The 19,195-nt window shown below is 40.8% G+C and carries 11 protein-coding genes; 4 read left to right on the top strand and 7 right to left on the bottom strand.

Annotation, left to right across the window (positions count from 1 at the left end; all coding sequences use genetic code 11):
• Position 1 precedes the first annotated feature (1 nt).
• From ACRD69_RS03155 to ACRD69_RS03140, 4 genes are all read right to left on the bottom strand, one after another.
• Complete coding sequence (locus ACRD69_RS03155) at positions 2–4,567, bottom strand: T9SS type B sorting domain-containing protein (RefSeq protein WP_430813612.1); 4,566 nt, start codon at positions 4,565–4,567, stop codon at positions 2–4.
• A gap of 676 nt (positions 4,568–5,243) precedes the next feature.
• Positions 5,244–5,777 carry a CIA30 family protein gene (locus ACRD69_RS03150; protein WP_430813611.1) on the bottom strand — a complete coding sequence of 178 codons (534 nt, stop codon included), beginning with the start codon at positions 5,775–5,777 and terminating at the stop codon, positions 5,244–5,246.
• 11 nt (positions 5,778–5,788) lie between these two features.
• The gene (locus tag ACRD69_RS03145; protein ID WP_430813610.1) at positions 5,789–6,268 is read right to left on the bottom strand and encodes an SRPBCC family protein; all 480 of its coding nucleotides are present in this window, start codon (positions 6,266–6,268) and stop codon (positions 5,789–5,791) included.
• Positions 6,269–6,410: 142 nt separating this feature from the next.
• On the bottom strand, positions 6,411–7,655 hold the full coding sequence (locus ACRD69_RS03140; RefSeq protein WP_430813609.1) for an ABC transporter permease: 1,245 nt from the start codon (positions 7,653–7,655) through the stop codon (positions 6,411–6,413).
• 191 nt (positions 7,656–7,846) lie between these two features.
• Here ACRD69_RS03140 and ACRD69_RS03135 point away from each other — a divergent pair, with 191 nt between their 5' ends.
• Positions 7,847–10,111: an aconitate hydratase gene (locus ACRD69_RS03135; RefSeq protein WP_430813608.1), complete on the top strand. Its 2,265-nt coding sequence runs from the start codon at positions 7,847–7,849 to the stop codon at positions 10,109–10,111.
• Positions 10,112–10,163: 52 nt separating this feature from the next.
• Here ACRD69_RS03135 and ACRD69_RS03130 read toward each other — a convergent pair whose 3' ends face one another.
• Positions 10,164–11,039, bottom strand: coding sequence for a DMT family transporter (locus ACRD69_RS03130; protein ID WP_430813607.1), 876 nt, complete (start codon positions 11,037–11,039; stop codon positions 10,164–10,166).
• A 261-nt stretch (positions 11,040–11,300) separates the two neighbouring features.
• Between ACRD69_RS03130 and ACRD69_RS03125 the strand changes: the two genes are divergently transcribed.
• Together ACRD69_RS03125 and ACRD69_RS03120 are read left to right on the top strand one after the other, a co-directional pair.
• On the top strand, positions 11,301–13,361 hold the full coding sequence (locus ACRD69_RS03125; protein WP_430813606.1) for an alpha/beta hydrolase family protein: 2,061 nt from the start codon (positions 11,301–11,303) through the stop codon (positions 13,359–13,361).
• Between the two features lie 98 nt (positions 13,362–13,459).
• Positions 13,460–14,104, top strand: coding sequence for an NAD-dependent epimerase/dehydratase family protein (locus tag ACRD69_RS03120; protein ID WP_430813605.1), 645 nt, complete (start codon positions 13,460–13,462; stop codon positions 14,102–14,104).
• A gap of 78 nt (positions 14,105–14,182) precedes the next feature.
• Here ACRD69_RS03120 and ACRD69_RS03115 read toward each other — a convergent pair whose 3' ends face one another.
• Positions 14,183–15,397 carry a DUF418 domain-containing protein gene (locus tag ACRD69_RS03115; RefSeq protein WP_430813604.1) on the bottom strand — a complete coding sequence of 405 codons (1,215 nt, stop codon included), beginning with the start codon at positions 15,395–15,397 and terminating at the stop codon, positions 14,183–14,185.
• Between the two features lie 103 nt (positions 15,398–15,500).
• Positions 15,501–16,826 carry a DEAD/DEAH box helicase gene (locus ACRD69_RS03110; RefSeq protein WP_430813603.1) on the bottom strand — a complete coding sequence of 442 codons (1,326 nt, stop codon included), beginning with the start codon at positions 16,824–16,826 and terminating at the stop codon, positions 15,501–15,503.
• A gap of 224 nt (positions 16,827–17,050) precedes the next feature.
• On the opposite strand from ACRD69_RS03110, the gene ACRD69_RS03105 reads away from it, so the two are divergent.
• Entirely contained in the window at positions 17,051–19,171 is a 2,121-nt protein-coding gene (locus tag ACRD69_RS03105; RefSeq protein ID WP_430813602.1) for a hypothetical protein, read from the top strand.
• Positions 19,172–19,195: the final 24 nt, after the last annotated feature.

The following is a 19,195-nucleotide window of genomic DNA, read 5'->3' as shown; positions in this document are numbered from 1 at the left end:
GTTATCGCTTAATCGTCAGGTGACCTTTCAAAATTTTATTGACTGGCATCAATTGTATCACATACCAGTAGGCATCCGATGGCACTGGTTTGCCAAGATATTTGCCATCCCATGGCGGATCACTGGCGTAATACTCAGTCAACAACTTACCATACCTGTCAAAAATCCTGATGATCGTATCCGGCAGTCTGTCCAGACCTTCAATTTCCCATGTGTCATTATAACCATCTCCATTGGGGGTCAAAACCGGCGGTATTTCTATATCCAGTATATTATTAAGCATGATCGTATCTGCAGACATACAGCCGTTCAAATCCTCGACGGTGAACACATGCTCTCCATTTGACAGGTTGGAAAACACATTATTCTCCTGCAAATCATCCTCATTAATGGCATATTGATAAGGCATTGTACCGCCATTGGCCAAAACAACCACCTGGGCATAAACACTTGTATCAAGGGCTGCAATTACAGGCGTTGGGTTAACAAGAAGCTGCATGGTATCTGTAGCCCAAACACAACCATCATAGGCTCTTAGCCAATAGATGCCCTCCTCACTCAACTCCACATTAGGTGAAATGTCACCTGTACTCCATTCATATTGATCAAAGCCTGCATCCGCATCTATCCATATGCTTTCAAGGGAGCAAATTGATGTATCATTAAGCAGTGCCAGAGGAGCTGCCACCTTGTGCTTTACAGTTTGCGAATCAAAGCCCTGACATCCAAACTCATCAGTAACCACCACGGTATTGACCGTATCCATAAGGTTGGCGGTTATATACTGTGATGTTTCACCGTTGTGCCAGTCATATGATGCATAACCATCACCTGCATTAAGCGTCCATAATTCCGATGGGCATATAATCATGTCAGGCCCAAGGTCTACTTCAGGAACCGGACGCCATACAATAGAACTCTCACCTGTGCCTACGCAACCATTTTCATCAGTCACACGCAATGAAAAATGACCATTAGCGACAGATATACTTTGAGTTGTCTCACCAGTACTCCATAAATACTGATATGAACCGGATGGTCCTGTAAGGGTGTGTTCAGTACCGGCACAATCTATTTGATCTGAAAGGCTCACCTCAGGAGCAGCAGTTAGGGTAACATTAATAGTATCTTCAGCCACACACCCGAAATTATTCCATACTTCCAATTTATAGGTACCCGACTGTGTGACCAGTAACTCATAAGAATCCAATACCGGATCATCATTCCACTCATAGCGGGCAAACATAGCATCAGGTACAATTCTTAGGGTAGTATCTTCACAAGCCCAAACATCATCACCTAAATCAACTGTTGGTGAAGAATAGACATTAACCACCACATCATCGGATGTTTCACACCCATTGACATCAACTATACGTAAGATATAGGTTCCTGATTCAACAACATCCAGGGGTGAATCATTGATCAAAAGGGTTTCTCCTGATGATGAAGAACGATACCAGCTATAGGTTTGTGAATTTACGGCCTCCGGATTAATGAGCGTTACACTTTCATAATCACAGGCTGTCTGCGGTTGTCCCAGTTCAACATTGACAGGAGCAACAGCACTTACATCAACCTGATCAGCGGCCTCACAACCAAACTCATCAACTACAGTTACTGTATATGTTCCGGGAGCATTAACTTCCAAACTGGCCGTTTGCCAATCACTATGGCGCCTGCTGTCATCTCCATTCCAGTACAAGTAATCAAAAGCAGCGGAAGCAGGCGAACTGTATGATTCAACACTAAGCTCTTTAAAGGTACCATTGCAAAGAGAAAATACGGCTGGAAGCGTAACTACAGGAAGTTCATGTTCATCAACGGTAATCTGATTGCGTTTTTGACATGTACCCGATGTGGCAATCACTTCATAAACAGCTTCAGACGATACATTTGTAATTTGATTCTGGTTATCGAATTCCGGTCTTACGACCCCGTCAATAGTCCACGAGTAAGTATCATATCCCGGGCTGGCAATTACATCTACAGTATTTCCAGCACAAAGGTTCTCTGTAATTATTAAGTCAACAGGGTTTGCAGTCTGAAACGTAAACACCACCTCATCACTTACCGGACACCCGTTAATATCTGTTGCCTCAACCCTGTACAAACCACTATTATCAATTGTTGAGTTAAGAATATCGTACTGGTAAGCAGGTGAAGGATTTAAATCAACTGTTGTACCCGGGTTACTGTCCGGTTCAAATGTCCACTTAAAATTGGTGTAATTTGACTCGTTCGCAATACTGATGGAGATACCAACACACTCCTCCCGGTCTGGCCCCAAATCAATAGCCAATGGCTCGTAAAAGGTAACCTGTACATCATCACTGGCAACACACCCGTTGGCATCAGTTACCTCCAAGGTATATGTTGCTGAAGAACTAACACTTATTGATTGGCTTGTTTCTCCTGTACTCCAGTTATATGAAGTATATCCGGCCGGCGCAGTAAGCATTGCCACATTGCCTTCACACGCTGTTTGATCATCAAGAGACAAAACAGGTGCAGCCATAACAGTTATATCAATTGTTTCTGTCTTCGAGCATCCTTCCGATGTCCAGACAGTGAGCGAATAGGTACCGGTCTGAGTGGGATAAATCCAGTTTTGTGATTCATCGGAATTTAATACCACTCCGTTAAAACTCCATTCATAACGTTCAAAATCTGTGGTATTTATAACGGCAGTCCCTTCACAAACACTTGTTGCACTGAGCACAATATCAGGAACGGGAGCTATGGCAACATATACAGTATCGCTGTTAGTACACCCCATTGCATCGGTAACCACAACGCTCAATTCAGAGCTTGTTCCATCGGCAAAAAACTGTGTTTCAGCATCACTATCACCATTGCTCCATAAGTAAGATGCATAGGTATTATCTATGGCATAATCGATCACTTCGCCTTCACACACAAGGGTATCATTCCCCAACTCTACTTCAGGAAACAAAAAATTAACATCCAAAGTGTCTGCAATAATGCAACCTCCGAATGCAGTTTCTGCCTCAACCCAGTATGTACCTGGTTCTGTTACCGTAAAAATTCTGTCATTTGATAATACCTGGCTGCCTGTTGCAGTTGAATACCAGGTATAAGATCCCATGCCTTCTTTAGCTTCCAGCTGAATATTTTCGCCCAGACACTTATCACCGGCTCCACCAGCATAAAAGGAATTATAAGAAGAGAAATAACCGAAACTGGCACCACCACCTGAAATATCCGAGTCACTTTCATCGAGGATGCACAAGTGGAATAAACCTGTTGAATTCTCCAAACGATAAGGTACACCCGTACTTAAGCTATTTAAGTTAACGGCACAGCACACCCACGCTTCCTGACCTGTATCCTGCCCAGGTACTGTTTGCCAGCTATTAATATACTTGCCAACATTTATATCACGACCGGTATTATCATACAAGCTAAAATTCTTGACATCTTTGCGTTTGATGATAATGTTAACCCAAAAATCGCGATTAAAAACCCGTGTAAATGAAACACTGTTGGAGCCATTACAGCTGTATGCTGGTAAAATAGCACTACCCATTTCATTGGCAATAGTTGCTGCATTTGGATTAACAAGGCCCGTAAGCTGATAGGCATACACTCTTTTGGTGGCATAAATATACAGGGCATGGTCTGAGATATCAAATTCAGCGATCTCCCCTCTGTTTAATGCTTTCGTATTTTTGGTGGTATTATTGGTAAAAACCAGAGTATTATCTTCAATGGCTGTTACAAAAACCTTTTGAACGGAGTTTTGATTTTTATAGCTCGATGCTGCCTTACTGGTATTAATAGCCACATACTCATTACCAATCACATTAACAGGTACCAGCTGATCTCCGATTAAATCATTGGGAAAACTGTCAATATCTTCAATAATGGCATCATCTGATATGGTGACTGCAATACGCTTATCGGCAGTGACGTGAGTTCCTGCCAAAGAGCCTGTTGATGTGATATCCCTGCATTCAATACAATATGTCTGTCCTTGGTTTAGAATAATATCAAACGAACTACCGGCAGAATGACCGGTAATATCTACAGATGGGGTGATGGTTACCGTCGTATTATCTTCGGTGGCAACAATATCAGCTTTCTCATTGGCATTACTGCTGTATTCTGAATTATTGGCATATACATTTTGCGATGGAATAAAGAATTCAAATCCCAAAGCATTATCTTCTTTAAGGATAAACTTGTCAGGATTATCAACAGCACTGACATCATAATAGGCTGCAATATCGGCACTGGCCGTTATTAAAATACCTTTGTTATTTACCTGGTTAGCCGGGCTTTTTTCGACATCACTCTTATTAAGCTGAAAGCCATAATGAGAGTGGGCACCTACTGTGTGTGTGCCTAATACCTTACCACCCTGGGCAGGTAAACTAATCGTAACAGTCGCTGCCTCATCAAAGGTAGTAACCCTTAAAACAACAGGTTCATCACCACAGCCTTCCCATACATCGGGAGCTGCAAACCAAAATTCACGACCAATCTGACCACTTACTGTTGTATAAAACATAAGTAGCAGAAGATAAATACATATTCTTCTCATTATGGTTAATGTTAGGTGAGAAGTAAGTTACCGTCCAAACTCTCACTTGTTATTACCAATTTTTACAATAAGTATAACCACCTTCACTATTAACCCCCTTAGGAATTTTCACATCTTCCTTTTGTTACGGTATTTAAACTGTAAAAGTTGCAAAGACGATTACATTTTTTAGCAAGTAAGGTCTGTGAATACACTTGGAAAATCAAACCATAATACTGCCTATCAACCTCTTACAGGTGACTCTTTTTTTTTAATTCACAAGTAAAAAATTATGATGACAATTACTGATCTTGATTTAGTTGAGACATTCAAAAAACAAATAAGTAACGACTATGTACTTATCTTTTAAATACATGGCAGAATCAAAACCTTAAAATCAAGGAAAATAGCATGAGAGAAAATAATTAAAACAGGTATCAATAGCATCTGGACGAGTTCTATCCGTTTAAGTTCCCTAAGCCAAAAGTAAAGATTTAAAAATTGTCCTACTTATTAATAAACCTTCAACAACTAATGATAACCTGCTTTATCTCTTTACAAGGGTATATGACGATTTGGTTTAAACACCACGCAGTATAAGCCATAATGCCACCCCTGTCAATATTTTTGCGCAAAAAAAGACTTTTTTATCGTCATTTTTTCTGAATAATATCACTATTGCCAATAAAACCACTAATTATTTCAGTTGAATATAATCAATTTGAAGCAGAAAGCTTTCTTCTTTTTTGTTGGCTATAAGAAATGCCAATTCTTCCATTTCAAGCTTAGGATAGTTACTCATTGCCAATTTTCTGCCTCTGAATGATGGATAAAAAGTTTCAAGATCCAGTTCAATTTCCTCCCATTGTCCTGAAGTTGTAAAATAGGTAATATACGAATGTGCATCGTAAGTATCTGTTTTAACTCTCAATTGATAACGTTTACCATCTCCTTTAACTCGTATTATAATTTTCTGAAAAGCCACAACACTTAAAGGCGCAAACCTTGTACGCAAGGATGAAAAACCGCCATTGTTTTCAAGTGATATATAACCAGAAAACTCCCCGTGTCCTTCACCATTAATGCTAATATTGCCCTTTGACAGTCCTCCCATAACACCATCATTCACAATTGTCCAGGCTGATAAATCATCATTCTTATTAAAATCGTGGAGCATTTTAACAGTTGTTGTGTTCATAATAACCAGCAATAAAAGGATTGAGTAATGCATAACTTGGTACTTTAAATGTGCAACTGACCATATTCAGCAAAGTATTTGATGATGGCTTTTTCCCGATATTCAAATATCTGATTCAGGCGATTCCTAACAAGCAGTTGGTTCCCCAATCGGCCCAGCACTCCCATCGGCAATTGATAACTGACGATATCTGTCATTTCAACACCACTGGTGGTTTCCTGCAAGCGGTGCATATGGTGCCATAATTTGTAGGGACCAACCCGCTGCTCATCAACAAAGTACTCTCCATGCCTGATATGGGTTATTTCTGTTACCCATTCTGTATTGTAGAATGGTAAAGGTTTAACCCGGTAATGAATGATCATACCTTCATACATCAGTGAGGGTAGATCAGGTGTTAGAATATCAAAGCCCATTGATGGCGGGGTAATCTTATTCAGGTTAGACGGGGTAGCAATGAAAGTCCACACATCTTCTAAAGATGCTTGTATAAGTTGACGTCGTTGAAACTGGTAAAATGCCATTGTTGCTCACTTTAAGTTTCTAACACCTTAAATAAACCAAAAGCAAATAATAGCTCAAGTCATTAAGCTGTTTTATTAAAGAAACTTAGAAACCGTACTTTTGTTTAATATTCAGTACGATAATCAGAACAATAAAATCAGCTTATTCATAACGAAGCGAATCAATAGGATCTAATTTAGAAGCCTTTAATGCCGGTAACAATCCCGAAAGTACACCGACCGCAAGGCATACAAGAGCACCGACTATCACCCAAAGCCAGGGTACAATAAAATTGGATTTCATCACCATTGACATAAGGTTACCGACCATAACACCCACTACTATACCTACTATACCACCAATCTGACCAATAATTATGGATTCAAATAAGAACTGATTACGTATGGCTTTACTGCTTGCTCCAATTGCTTTTCGAATACCTATTTCCCGGGTACGCTCGGCAACGGCAACCAGCATAATATTCATCAGGCCAATGGCTGCTCCCAGCAATGTTATCACTCCAATTCCAAAGGCAATGATTGTTACCTGCCCTGTACTTTCAATTAACAAGCGCGACAGGTTATCACTTTTGTTGACATTAAAATTATCCTCATCATGAACCGTCAGACGACGAATAATCCTGAATACACCGGTTGCTTCAGAGATCGCCGCATCAACCTGCTGACTATCGTTCGCTTTTACGACTATTTTATACGACATATTAGGCCGGCTGAATACCTGGCGTACATTCGTGATCGGCAGCAGTAATATGTTATCGCTTTGGGAGCCAAAACCTGCGCCTTTTTCTTCTAAAACGCCAATAACACGATATTTGGCACCTCCTGAAACGATTACCTTATCAAGCGGATTTTGACTATTGGGAAAAACTTTTTTCGCCAATGCACTGCCTAATACCGCGACATAGCGGTTATCCTTTATCTCTTGTTGTGTAAAGTTTCGCCCACGCAAAATTGTATGCCCCTCAACATCCATAAAATTCTCGTCTACTCCAATCACCATCACATTGGGATTCGATTTATCTGATTCATGCTTAACAGTTGCAGCTCCTGTCGCTGTATGCGAAACTGCAACAACAGCCGGAAAATCAAATTCATCCTTAAACTGCATGGCCTCCCTGAAGGTAATTGAGCCGTAGCGTTTATTTCTTAATTTACGCTTGCCTATCTGTACATTTATACCCCTGTTTTCAATGGTAAAGGAGTTGGCTCCCATGCCCGTAAACTTATTGCTTATAGCTGCCTGAATAGATGATATAGCAGTCAATATCCCAATCAAGGCTGTTAGTCCTATACCAATAATAAGAATCGTTAAAATGGTTCTTAAAAGATTTGTGCGGATAGAACCAAGAGCAATGCGAAGATTTTCATAAACTAATGTCAACTTCATGATGGCAGATTCGGCTATAGTTAAATTCAGGCATCAAGTTAGTAAAAGTATTTACATCCTCTGCCAACTAGACAACCAAAAGCGTTTTGAACTGTTACAAACATGACAATAACTATGTAGTTTTTTAGTAAGTTTGTTGTCCTTATAATTCGTTAGTAAATCAAAACTAATAATATTAAACCGATAGTAAAATGGCTTTTGATATTGAAATGATTAAAAAGGTGTATAGTGAGCTACCTGGCAAAGTTGAAAAAACTCGCCAAATGCTTAACAAACCGCTTACATTAACAGAAAAAATATTGTATGCTCACCTTGCTGATAATTTGCCGGCAAGTGCGTATGAACGAGGTGCCTCATACGTAAATTTTAACCCGGACAGAGTTGCCATGCAGGATGCCACTGCACAAATGGCACTGTTGCAATTTATGCAGGCGGGCAAATCAAAAGCAGCAGTTCCTTCTACAGTACATGCCGATCATTTGATTCAGGCCAAGGTTGGCGCTGATAAAGATTTGGCCACAGCCGAGCTTACCAACAAAGAGGTTTACGACTTTTTAAGTTCAGTATCAAATAAGTATGGCATTGGTTTCTGGAAACCAGGTGCCGGTATTATTCACCAGGTGGTCCTTGAAAACTATGCCTTTCCGGGTGGTATGATGATCGGTACTGATTCCCATACTGTTAATGCCGGTGGATTAGGTATGATTGCCATTGGTGTTGGTGGTGCCGATGCCGTCGATGTCATGGCCGGTATGCCGTGGGAACTTAAATTCCCTAAACTTATTGGTGTTAAACTAACAGGTAAGTTAAATGGCTGGACTGCTCCCAAGGATATTATCTTAAAAGTTGCCGGATTGCTGACAGTAAAAGGTGGAACCGGATGCATTGTTGAGTATTTTGGTGATGGAGCAGAGTCCTTAAGTTGCACTGGTAAAGGAACGATTTGTAACATGGGTGCTGAAATAGGAGCCACAACATCTACATTTGGTTACGATGCATCAATGGCCCGTTACCTGGAAGCCACCGGTCGTGCCGATGTTGCCGCTGCTGCCAATGAAGTCAAGGAACACCTGACTGCCGATGCCGCGGTTTACGCTGATCCTGAAAACTATTTTGACCAGTTAATTGAAATAGACCTAAATACGCTTGAGCCACACTTAAACGGTCCGTTTACTCCTGACAAAGCAACGCCCATATCCCAAATGCGTGAAGAAGCTAAAAAGAATGGCTGGCCTTTAAAGGTTGAAGTAGGATTAATCGGTTCATGTACCAACTCATCTTACGAAGATATTTCAAAAGCAGCTTCGATAGCAAAGCAGGCAGCCGAGAAAAACCTTAAAGCGGCCGGTGAATTTAAAATAACACCTGGCTCCGAACAAGTACGCTATACCATTGAGCGCGACGGCCTGATTGACACATTTAACCAGATGGGTGGCGAAGTGTATGCCAATGCATGTGGTCCTTGTATTGGTATGTGGGCGCGTGTAGGTGCTGAAAAACAAGAGAAAAATACCATCGTTCACTCTTTCAACCGCAACTTTGCCAAGCGTGCTGATGGTAATCCTAACACCTATGCCTTTGTTGGTTCTCCAGAATTGGTGACTGCCTTGGCCATTGCCGGTGATCTTGGCTTTAACCCTATTACTGATACCCTTAAGAACGAAAAAGGTGAGGAAGTAAAATTAGATGAGCCAACAGGTTATGAGTTACCTCCAAAGGGCTTTGATGTGGAAGATGCAGGTTACCAGGCACCAGCTGAAGATGGCTCAGGTGTTGAAGTTGTTGTTAATCCAGATAGCGAGCGCCTGCAGTTGTTGACACCTTTTACTCCATGGGATGGAAAAAATATTAGCGGAGCAAAATTGCTGATCAAGGCGAAAGGAAAATGTACAACCGACCACATTTCAATGGCTGGTCCATGGTTGAAATTCCGCGGTCACCTGGATAATATCTCCAATAACATGTTGATTGGTGCCGTTAACTTCTTTAATGATGAAACCAATAAGGTAAAAAGCCAGGTAACGGGTGAATATAATGAAGTACCTGTAACACAGCGAAACTATAAGGCTGAAGGCATTCCTACTATTGTTGTTGGTGATCACAACTATGGTGAAGGCTCATCGCGTGAGCATGCTGCCATGGAGCCTCGTCACATGGGTGTCAGAGCTGTTTTGGTAAAGAGTTTTGCACGTATCCACGAGACCAACCTTAAAAAGCAAGGTATGCTTGGCTTAACATTTGACAATGAAGCCGACTATGATAAAATCATGGAAGATGATACTTTTAACTTCCTTGATCTGGATGCTTTTGCACCAGGTAAACCATTACAAATTGAAGTTGTACACGCCGATGGTTCCAAGGATGTCATTATTGCTAACCATTCGTATAACGAACAGCAAATAGCCTGGTTTAAAGCAGGTTCTGCTTTAAACCTGATTAAAGAGCAAAACAAATAGTATCTGACAAGATATCCAACATTGTACAGGGCTGTCGAAATATCGGCAGCCTTTATTTTTTACGATTGATCAAATAAACCCCCAGGAGCACAACTCCCATAAACAGCAGGTGAAAAGCACTGATTATTTCTCCATCAAACAAGCCCCATGAGATAGCGAAAATTGGTATTACATAGGTCACTGATGAGGCAAAAACCGGCGATGCATAGCCTATGAGCGTGTTCATTATTAACATTGCCACAGCCGTTCCTACTATTCCTAACAAAGCCAAAGCGGCTAAGTGCCATTGCCAATCTGTACCTGCAGTTATGCCTTGCAGATCGGACATAAAAAAGTAGATTATCGCAGGCGGGCCTATAAAGAAAAAAGAGAGAGCCGTTATTCTTACCCCGGATAAATGTCCCAGAAATGACTTGACAACATTGATGTTAAAGGCATAACAGATGGTTGCCAGCACAATAAAAAAAGCATAACTGTTAATATTACTCAAAGCCACATCTTTTCCTGATGTAATAAGACCTAAAGCACCCAACAAACCCAGCGAAATACCAATCACCTGTCTTCCTTTAACCTTAAGCTTGAAAAACACCAGGCTAACAATCATCGTAAAAACAGGTGTGAGTGAGTTTAACATACCGGCTAAAGCACTATCAATGCGGGTTTGAGCCTTGGTAAAAAGAAAAGCAGGAAGAAAATTCCCCAGAAAACCAGCTATAAATAAAGGAAGAAGGTCTTTTCGCTTAAGTTGCCTGAGGTATTTAATTGATAATGGTAAAAGAATAAGTGATGCAAAACCTATACGTAGTGATGCTGTTTGTACACTGGTAAAACTCTTTAAGCCAATTTTCATCAGAATAAACGAACTTCCCCATATAAAAGCAAGTAACAATAAAACAGAAAATTGAAACCATTTTTTTTCCCAAGGCATAAGCGAATTTTTCAGCGAAACTAATGTTTTTTTGCTTACCATTAATTCAGGAGCCGATAAGTTTATGCCACACGGCCCTGGTCGACATCAAAACACTTTCGGAAACCCAGGCATCTGATTACTCTGTAACAACCTACTAATCTACGCATTATAATTACACTTCTTGATTGTAGCAAAAGAAAATTACGACGATACTAACTAATATCATACCCAATCAGGCTATATCTTTCTATCTTTATTTCACATTCAATTCATACAATTATGCGTTCATATTCTATTGCCGGGTTATTCCTGGCTATGCTTCTGATAGTAAGCACACAAACAATTGCTCAGGATGTACTTGGTCCTGACGAACTGCTACAGCTTAAATCAAGCAGAACAGTGCAGATGCACCCCGATGGTTCTAAACTGATTTACGTAGTTTACACTCCCCGAACTGCCAATGAGGCACCCGGAGGTTCACATGTCAAATACATGCTGCTGGATTTAGAAAGCAATCAAAGCTCACCGCTTTTTAATAGTGGCGTTAAAGGTGTATCGCCCCAATGGAGCCATGATGGTAAACACCTGGCTTTTCGAATGAGAACAGATGGTGCATACCAGATTTTTGTTTTACCGGAGGGGGAAAAGGAAGCTGTCAAAGTTACCAGTGAAAGTAATGGCGTTAACAGTTTTCAATGGAACCCGGATGGTAAAGGTTTTGCATACCTGTCAACAACTCCGGCGTCAGAAAAAGAAAAGGCCTTAAAAAAGAGAGGCTATGATTTTATCTATTATGAAGAGAATATCAAAAATGATAACCTTTTCCTGATCAAAATAGATGACAGCTATAAGCAAACAGCTAAAAAACAGCTTACCAATGACGTTAATGTATGGGATTTTAACTTTGACAATAAGGGAAAGCAGCTGGCCTATTCTGCCACCGGTTTAAAGCTGATCGACCAAAAATACATGTTCCGCAAAATCCATGTTTACAATCTTGAAACCGGACAGGTAAAACGTGTCTTAAACAATGTTGGAAAACTGGGTAATTACAACTTTAGCCCTGACGGTTTGTACCTGACATACACCGGCGCACTGAACATCAACGACCATGCTGTTAGTCAGGTTTATAATGTCACCATCGAAAATGGCGAAACCATTAATCTGACACCACAAAACTACAAAGGACATATCAGTTGGTGCGGCTGGAAAAACAACAAAGAAATAGTTTACCTGGCACACGAAGGCGTCTATCCAAAACTATATACGATTGCTGTTAAAAACAAGAAGCGTAAGCTGATTTTAGATGCTAAAACAGGTGGGATTATTTTTAGCACTCCTGTCATTTCCAATGGCTTTAAATCACTGGCTTTCAGTGCAAGCACTCCTACAGACATGTCAAATATATACAAATGGCAAGGAAAAGGAGAGCTGACAAAGGTCACTGATATTAATCCTGAATTGTCTAAAAACACCTTGGGTAAACAGGAAGTAATCAACTTCGAGGCGCGCGATGGTTTAAACATCGAGGGCTTATTAATGAAACCGGTCGGATATAAAACCGGGGAAAAATACCCACTGATCGTATATGTGCACGGCGGTCCGGAATCACACCACTCCAACGGATGGCTGACCGGCTATTCTACTCCGGGCCAGGTGATGGCGGGCAAAGGCTATATGGTGGCTTACTTTAACTATCGCGCCAGTACAGGTTACGGTGTGGACTTTGCCATGGAAGGTTTCGAAGATCCGGCAGGCAAAGAGTTTGATGACCTGGCCGATGGTATCGATTACCTGGTTAAAAACTATGGTGCCGATAAAAACCGTGTGGGCATGGCTGGTGGTTCATATGGAGGTTATGCTTCAGCATGGTTTGCCACTTATTATACCGACTACATTAAGGCCGCTGCAGTATTTGTGGGTATTACCAATATTATCAGTAAGAAAGGAACAACCGATATTGCCTATGAAGAGCTGTATGTTCACAGTGGTAAACCATTAGAAGAACAATGGGAGATGAACCTGAAACGCAGCCCCGTGTATCATGCGCATAAAAGTAAAACGGCAACACTCATCTACGGAGGAGCTGCAGATCCGCGCATCCACCCTTCGCAAAGCATGGAACTGTATCGACGCATGAAAATGAATGAGCATCCGGCAGTTCGCCTTGTTCAGTATCCGGGAGAAGGACATGGCAACAGAAAGCAGGTAGGACGAATTGATGTACTTTATCGTCAGATTAACTGGATGGATTGGTATGTAAAAGACCTTAAACCCTTTGACGGTCCTATGCCGCCACTTGACATAAGTGATCATTACGGATTGGATTGGGATTATTAACCTACTATCTAACAAGCCATGCCTGAACTGAATGGGCCAACTCAAGTGATAAGCACTGGTGAAGCTGGTGCTTATCCTTTGTTAATTAGCGAATTAAGATGAAAACAGCACTTATAGCAGGCGCAACCGGCTTAATTGGCAGCAGCCTTGTACAATACCTTCTTGAAAGCAATGAATACCAAAAAGTAATTGCGCTGGTCAGGAAACCGTCAATAACACCTCATCCTAAATTAGATGAACAGCTTATTGACTTTGATGATTTGCACAATCTGTTCCTGGAAAGTAAAGTTCATGACGTATTTTGTTGTCTTGGCACCACCATAAAGAAAGCGGGTAGCCAGGATGCTTTTTCAAAAGTAGATTACACCTATGTACTTGAACTGGCAAGGTGGGCTGATAAACATGAGTGCCAACTATTGTCGGTTGTTAGTTCGGTAGGTGCCAAAGTAAACACATCTAACTTCTATCTGCGCACAAAAGGTCAGATGGAAGAGGCCATAAGCAGCTTGACAATTCCAACAGTGCACCTGTTCCGACCATCTCTGTTATTGGGGCAACGCAATGAATTTCGATTGGCTGAAAAAGTCTCGGAGAAAGTGATGTCTGTTCTTAATCCCTTATTGAATGGTCGCCTGAGGAAATACAGAGCTATTCAAGCTCATGATGTGGCATTGGCCATGCACAATCAGGCCCAAAATAATGTGATTGGCATAAAGGTGTTTGAAGGAGCAGAAATAAAATAAACAAGGCCGTTCATGATCGCTAAGATTTAAATGCTATACATGAATGGCCTTGTTTATTAATTAGAGTACACTATTATGTTATGATTTTCTGATTGGAAACCATTTTCCATAAGTGGCGCATCGCCATAGCCATTCCACTGGTCCGAAGCTAAAGTAACGGAACCAGACTGTTGAAAAAACAAATTGGAAAATCAATACCAGACCGGCTACACGGAAGGTTTGCTGCAGGTTAAGTTCACCAAACAAACCAAAACCAATAAGCGGATAAAAGATAAAAACGCCAATAAAGGTATGTCCCAGGTAGGACGACATGGATTGTTGGCCGTAGTTTTTCATGATCTTGAACAAGAAGAACTGAGGTAGTTTTTTAACAAGCAGAGCAAGCAAGCCAATGTAGGATAAGCCAAGGGTGATCTGTCCAACTTCATGGATTAGCTTATATAATACATTATTCCAGTCTTGTGAAAAAGAAGAGACACTTCCTTTCATGGTAGCTGCGATGGCGGTAAAACCGAAACCCAGTATCAGCAATGGAATCAGATTTTTTGCTTTGCTGCTTCTTTCAGTCATAAAACCAGTACTTTGCAGGTAGAAGCCAAGCATAAACAAACCCAAAACTTTGAACGGACGACCTGATGGTATAAAGTCGTACCAACGCCATATCAGATTATGAAAGTTTGTTTTAAATACATCAATATAATGGGAGCTTCTAAAGCCTTCAACAACCGCCAGCGGTTCCATATCAGGATATACCTTTAAGGCAGTGCCTGCAGGCTTGACAATGTCCTGTGCAAAGGTGTACATATATACAACATCCAGCAGAACAGGGATGGTAAAGAGCACGATTGCCATACGGAAAATATTCTTTTTCTCTGCATTTCTCATACTCCATAAAAACACTCCCATCAGGGCATATAAGGTAAGGATATCTCCTGACCAGCATAAGGCGTGAATAACACCTATAACAAACAGTATGGCTAATCGGCGTAGATATGTTTGATTGAATCCATCCTTTTGGCCATTGCGCGAGAATTGGATGTAGAATCCTATACCAAAAAGAAGGGAGAAAATGGTGTAAAACTTGGTATCGACAAAAAACTTGAGTAAGCGATAGAGCATGGCATCAATTTCGATATTGCCCATGGCCCTGATATCATCAAAGGGTAAAAACTTGAGTCCGCTCCAGCTTAATATGTTGGCATATAAAATACCAATCAGTGCAAACCCACGTAACACGTCTAAAAATACAATCCGGTTTTTGGATTGTGTTGGCTTAATCGGGGTATTATTCATGTTAGATTTGTTTAAGTTGTTTCGAAAGTAAAACAATCTTCCTAATAAACATGAAGTTTGTGGTATTTAAGGTTTGTATTAAAGGCCCAAACCAGATACTCCCCTATTTCGATATTTCCATTTTTAGCTTTTTCCCTTTGATCTTCTCATTCCTGAGCATCTGCAACACTTTCTTAATCTTTGAACGACGAACGGCAACAAAAGCACTATGATCCAATACATCGATCAGCCCCAGTTCATCTTTCTGCAGTTTTGCTTTTTTTAAGAATAAACCAACTATATCTACTTTATTAACCTTATCCTTTTTGCCACTTCCAATGTAGAGTGTCTGCCATTCAGGCAGTTCAGGCAATGGCATCTCACTTTCCAACTCATCAAATACAATATCACCAGGCACAAATTCAGGCATCGCTTCCTCCTCTGCCATCACCAGGTAGGCAGTACCGTCAGCATGCATACGTGCAGTGCGCCCGTTACGATGCACAAACGCCTCTTCTTTGGATGGTAAATGGTAATGAATGACGTATTGAATCTCCGGAATATCCAAACCCCGGGAGGCCAGGTCAGTGGTAATCAATAAATGATGACTCCCGTTTCTGAATTTTAAGAGCGCCCGTTCACGTTCCTCCTGTTTCATACCTCCATGAAACACATCGTGCTCCACTCCTTGTTGTTTCAAATGATTACTTATTCTGTCAGCGGCGTCGCGGTGGTTTACAAAGGCCAGCATAGGTGCATTACCCAAATGACAGATCAAACGAACAAATACATCAAGCTTATCCTTTCCTTCTGCACGCACCGCTTTCAATTCCAGTTTAGGAGTATTGTCTGCCTCGTCAATAAAATTGAGCTCTTCAGGATTATTCAATTGCGTAAAAGCAGGTATTTCATCCATGGCTGTAGCCGATGTTAAAACACGTTGCTTCACACCTTTCAGCTCATTTATTATTTCTTTCATTTCTTTTTGAAAGCCCAGCTCCAGTGCTTTATCAAACTCATCTAAGACCACAAAACGAATGGAAGAAGGATTAAATGAGCCACGTCGTATATGATCGGCAATACGTCCCGGTGTTCCAATCAAAACAGCAGGAGGATGCTGTAAGTTGTTAATCTCAGTCTTTATCGAATGCCCGCCATAACAACAGTTAACTTTAAACCCTGTCCGCATCTGCTTAAATACCTGTTCTATTTGTAAAGCCAGTTCACGAGCCGGAGCAAGTATCAAAACCTGAACCTTAGTATTATTACGGTCTAAGCTTTCCAAAAGTGGCAATAAAAAAGCCAGGGTCTTACCAGAACCGGTTGGCGATAACAGCATAACATCCTGTTTGCTCTTAATGGCGCCAAAGGTATCTTCCTGCATGGGATTAATGGCCTTTATCTTCAGGTTATGAAGTGCTGCCTTACTTATCTTCTGTAACTGTTGCATGCTGCAAAGATAAGTTTTAGTTTGCTAGTCTTGATCATTACTAATCACCGTTTTTATAACTCAATATCTCAGTTCCATGATTCACATGTTCAAAACAAGTTAAAGTCGATCAGTGTGATCTGTACCTGGGTACTTCTTCATCACTTTAATCTTGATTAAGAAGTGTCTGATTAATTTGAAAACTATTTTTATTACTTCCCGTATAGCAATGGAAATAATATTATATGCCCCAAATTTTCCTTACCATAACTTTGTTGATAAGTTGTACATTAACAGCCCAGGCTCAAAAACTCACATTGCAACAAGAAATATGGTTGTATCGCATTGTACAAAAAACACCTGTTTTAAAGAACAACTGGGGCTCTTACATGTCTTTCGACAAGCAGCCATTTACAAAAGATCATTATGGAGAAGTTTCTATAGATTACGATGCTATCGCCTATTACCAGAGCTACAATCCTCAAAGCCTTGAAATTGATTACGTAAATATTAAAAACTCATCCCGGGGACTTATAGCTGAGGCAGCCATCAAACTGACACTTTGGGAATTGAACGAACAATTAAAACGATGCATCTATAAAAAAGAACCATGCAATGATTCTTTATTTACGCAACTGCAATCGGCTTTAAAACCACATATTCCTGCCAGGCTGAACAGTAAAAAAAGAATGGAGCTATACACCAGTGTTATGCATCCATCTTTACCAATATTTAAAAAAATAGAGCAACTCAATCAACTAAAAGTTGATGTTGAACATCAAAAGCAGCTCCTTAACACATGGAGTAAAACGATAACTGATTATAGCTATAAAAGAAGTCAGTATTATTTTAGCATATTATCTGATGGTCAAAACCTGACAAACACAACATTCCTGGCCGCTGGCGAAGGCAGCGGAACAGCAGGCTTATTGTACGAATGGGAGCTCAACCCCCAGGACAGCACCAGACGCTGGTATGGAAAAGGTATTGGTTTATTCACCTATCAAACACGCACAAGAAAAGATGAACTGAAACTGCGCCCGCATATATCGAAAAAAATGACTATCCCCGCTGGCAAACCTATGGCTTTACACACCTCACTTTGGGGACTGGACTCATCATTTAAGCCTATGCTAATTGTAAGTGATGATACAGTCAGTTATCATCTGTTTGCTATTTCAAACACTAGAAACCTATCGCCCGACAGACTGTTGAGCGACGGTATTTCACATATTGAACGCATTGAACAGCACCGTTTTCAAAATATTGAAAAGCCATTACTCAAAATTCAATCAAATACATTGCTGGAGAAAGCTTATGATAGTAAAAACCTAATTGCCGGTCAGATTGAGGAGCTTGAAAATGAAATTGACACACTCAAAAAATACGATCCAGACAATAGGGAAGCCATTGAATACCGGCTGCGATTGATTGACACCAGGCTAAGTTCACTTAGTAAGAAAGAGCAGCGCATAAAAGAGTTGGAACAAGAATCGGCAAGTGACTACAGAGCCATTGACAATGCGGAGAAAAAACTGCAGGATATGGTTAAACTGCTTGGCCCTTCTCCACAACAATGGACCCAGGAGGGCAATGAGTATAAATACCCCAGTGGTGTGAAATTTGACCCACAAACCCAGGATTTGATCTTTCCCCCCCATCCCAAAGAACGCGAATTGGAGATACGGTTAGTATCGGCCGGCTACTCATTAGGAGGAACTAAAAAAGATGAAGTACAGGCCTATGTCAGCATCACCGATGCAGTTGAGATGATAAAAGAGCCTGTAGCAAGACAATATCCTGTTATTGATACAACATTCCTTATGCATTTTAGCCCCGATGAATATCAAAAGCCAATACATATCCATTGGCTCGACAGCTACTTATCCGACTTGAAAACTTTTAAAAACATAAGGCTTGAAACTGGCCAGCTTTCATTACCCGATTCCTTAAAAAGCACAGATAAAAAATACAATAACCGGCAAAGGGAATACCAACAGCCATTAACAACAAATGCCCGCAACAGAGCGGTAAAGCTTCAGTTTCTTTCAAAAGACACCATGCTGATTATTCGTGCCCTGGCATCTACCGACCTGGTGCCAACACGCTTATCAAAAGCTCCTGCATCATTACGAAACTCGCTGAAAGTTAACAAGCATTCCAATGGCAATAATGAATACCTTGTTGCTTTACGAGCCTGCAATGCGCTTTATTATGCATTAGAGTCCATAGGCAAGTCTTCTGCTAATGTTGATATTGATGAAATCCATCATAACCTGCAGCTAAGCAACGAACAGATGCAAATGATCATGGAAGCAACAAAGTCTGATCAACAACTTATACCAGGTACATTGCAAACCAAATAATTACACGGGTAAAAAGCAATTTGC

Origin of the sequence: Carboxylicivirga agarovorans (assembly GCF_050589845.1) — a bacterium.
Taxonomy (GTDB): domain Bacteria; phylum Bacteroidota; class Bacteroidia; order Bacteroidales; family Marinilabiliaceae; genus Carboxylicivirga; species Carboxylicivirga agarovorans.
This window is presented reverse-complemented; position numbering and strand designations above follow the sequence as displayed.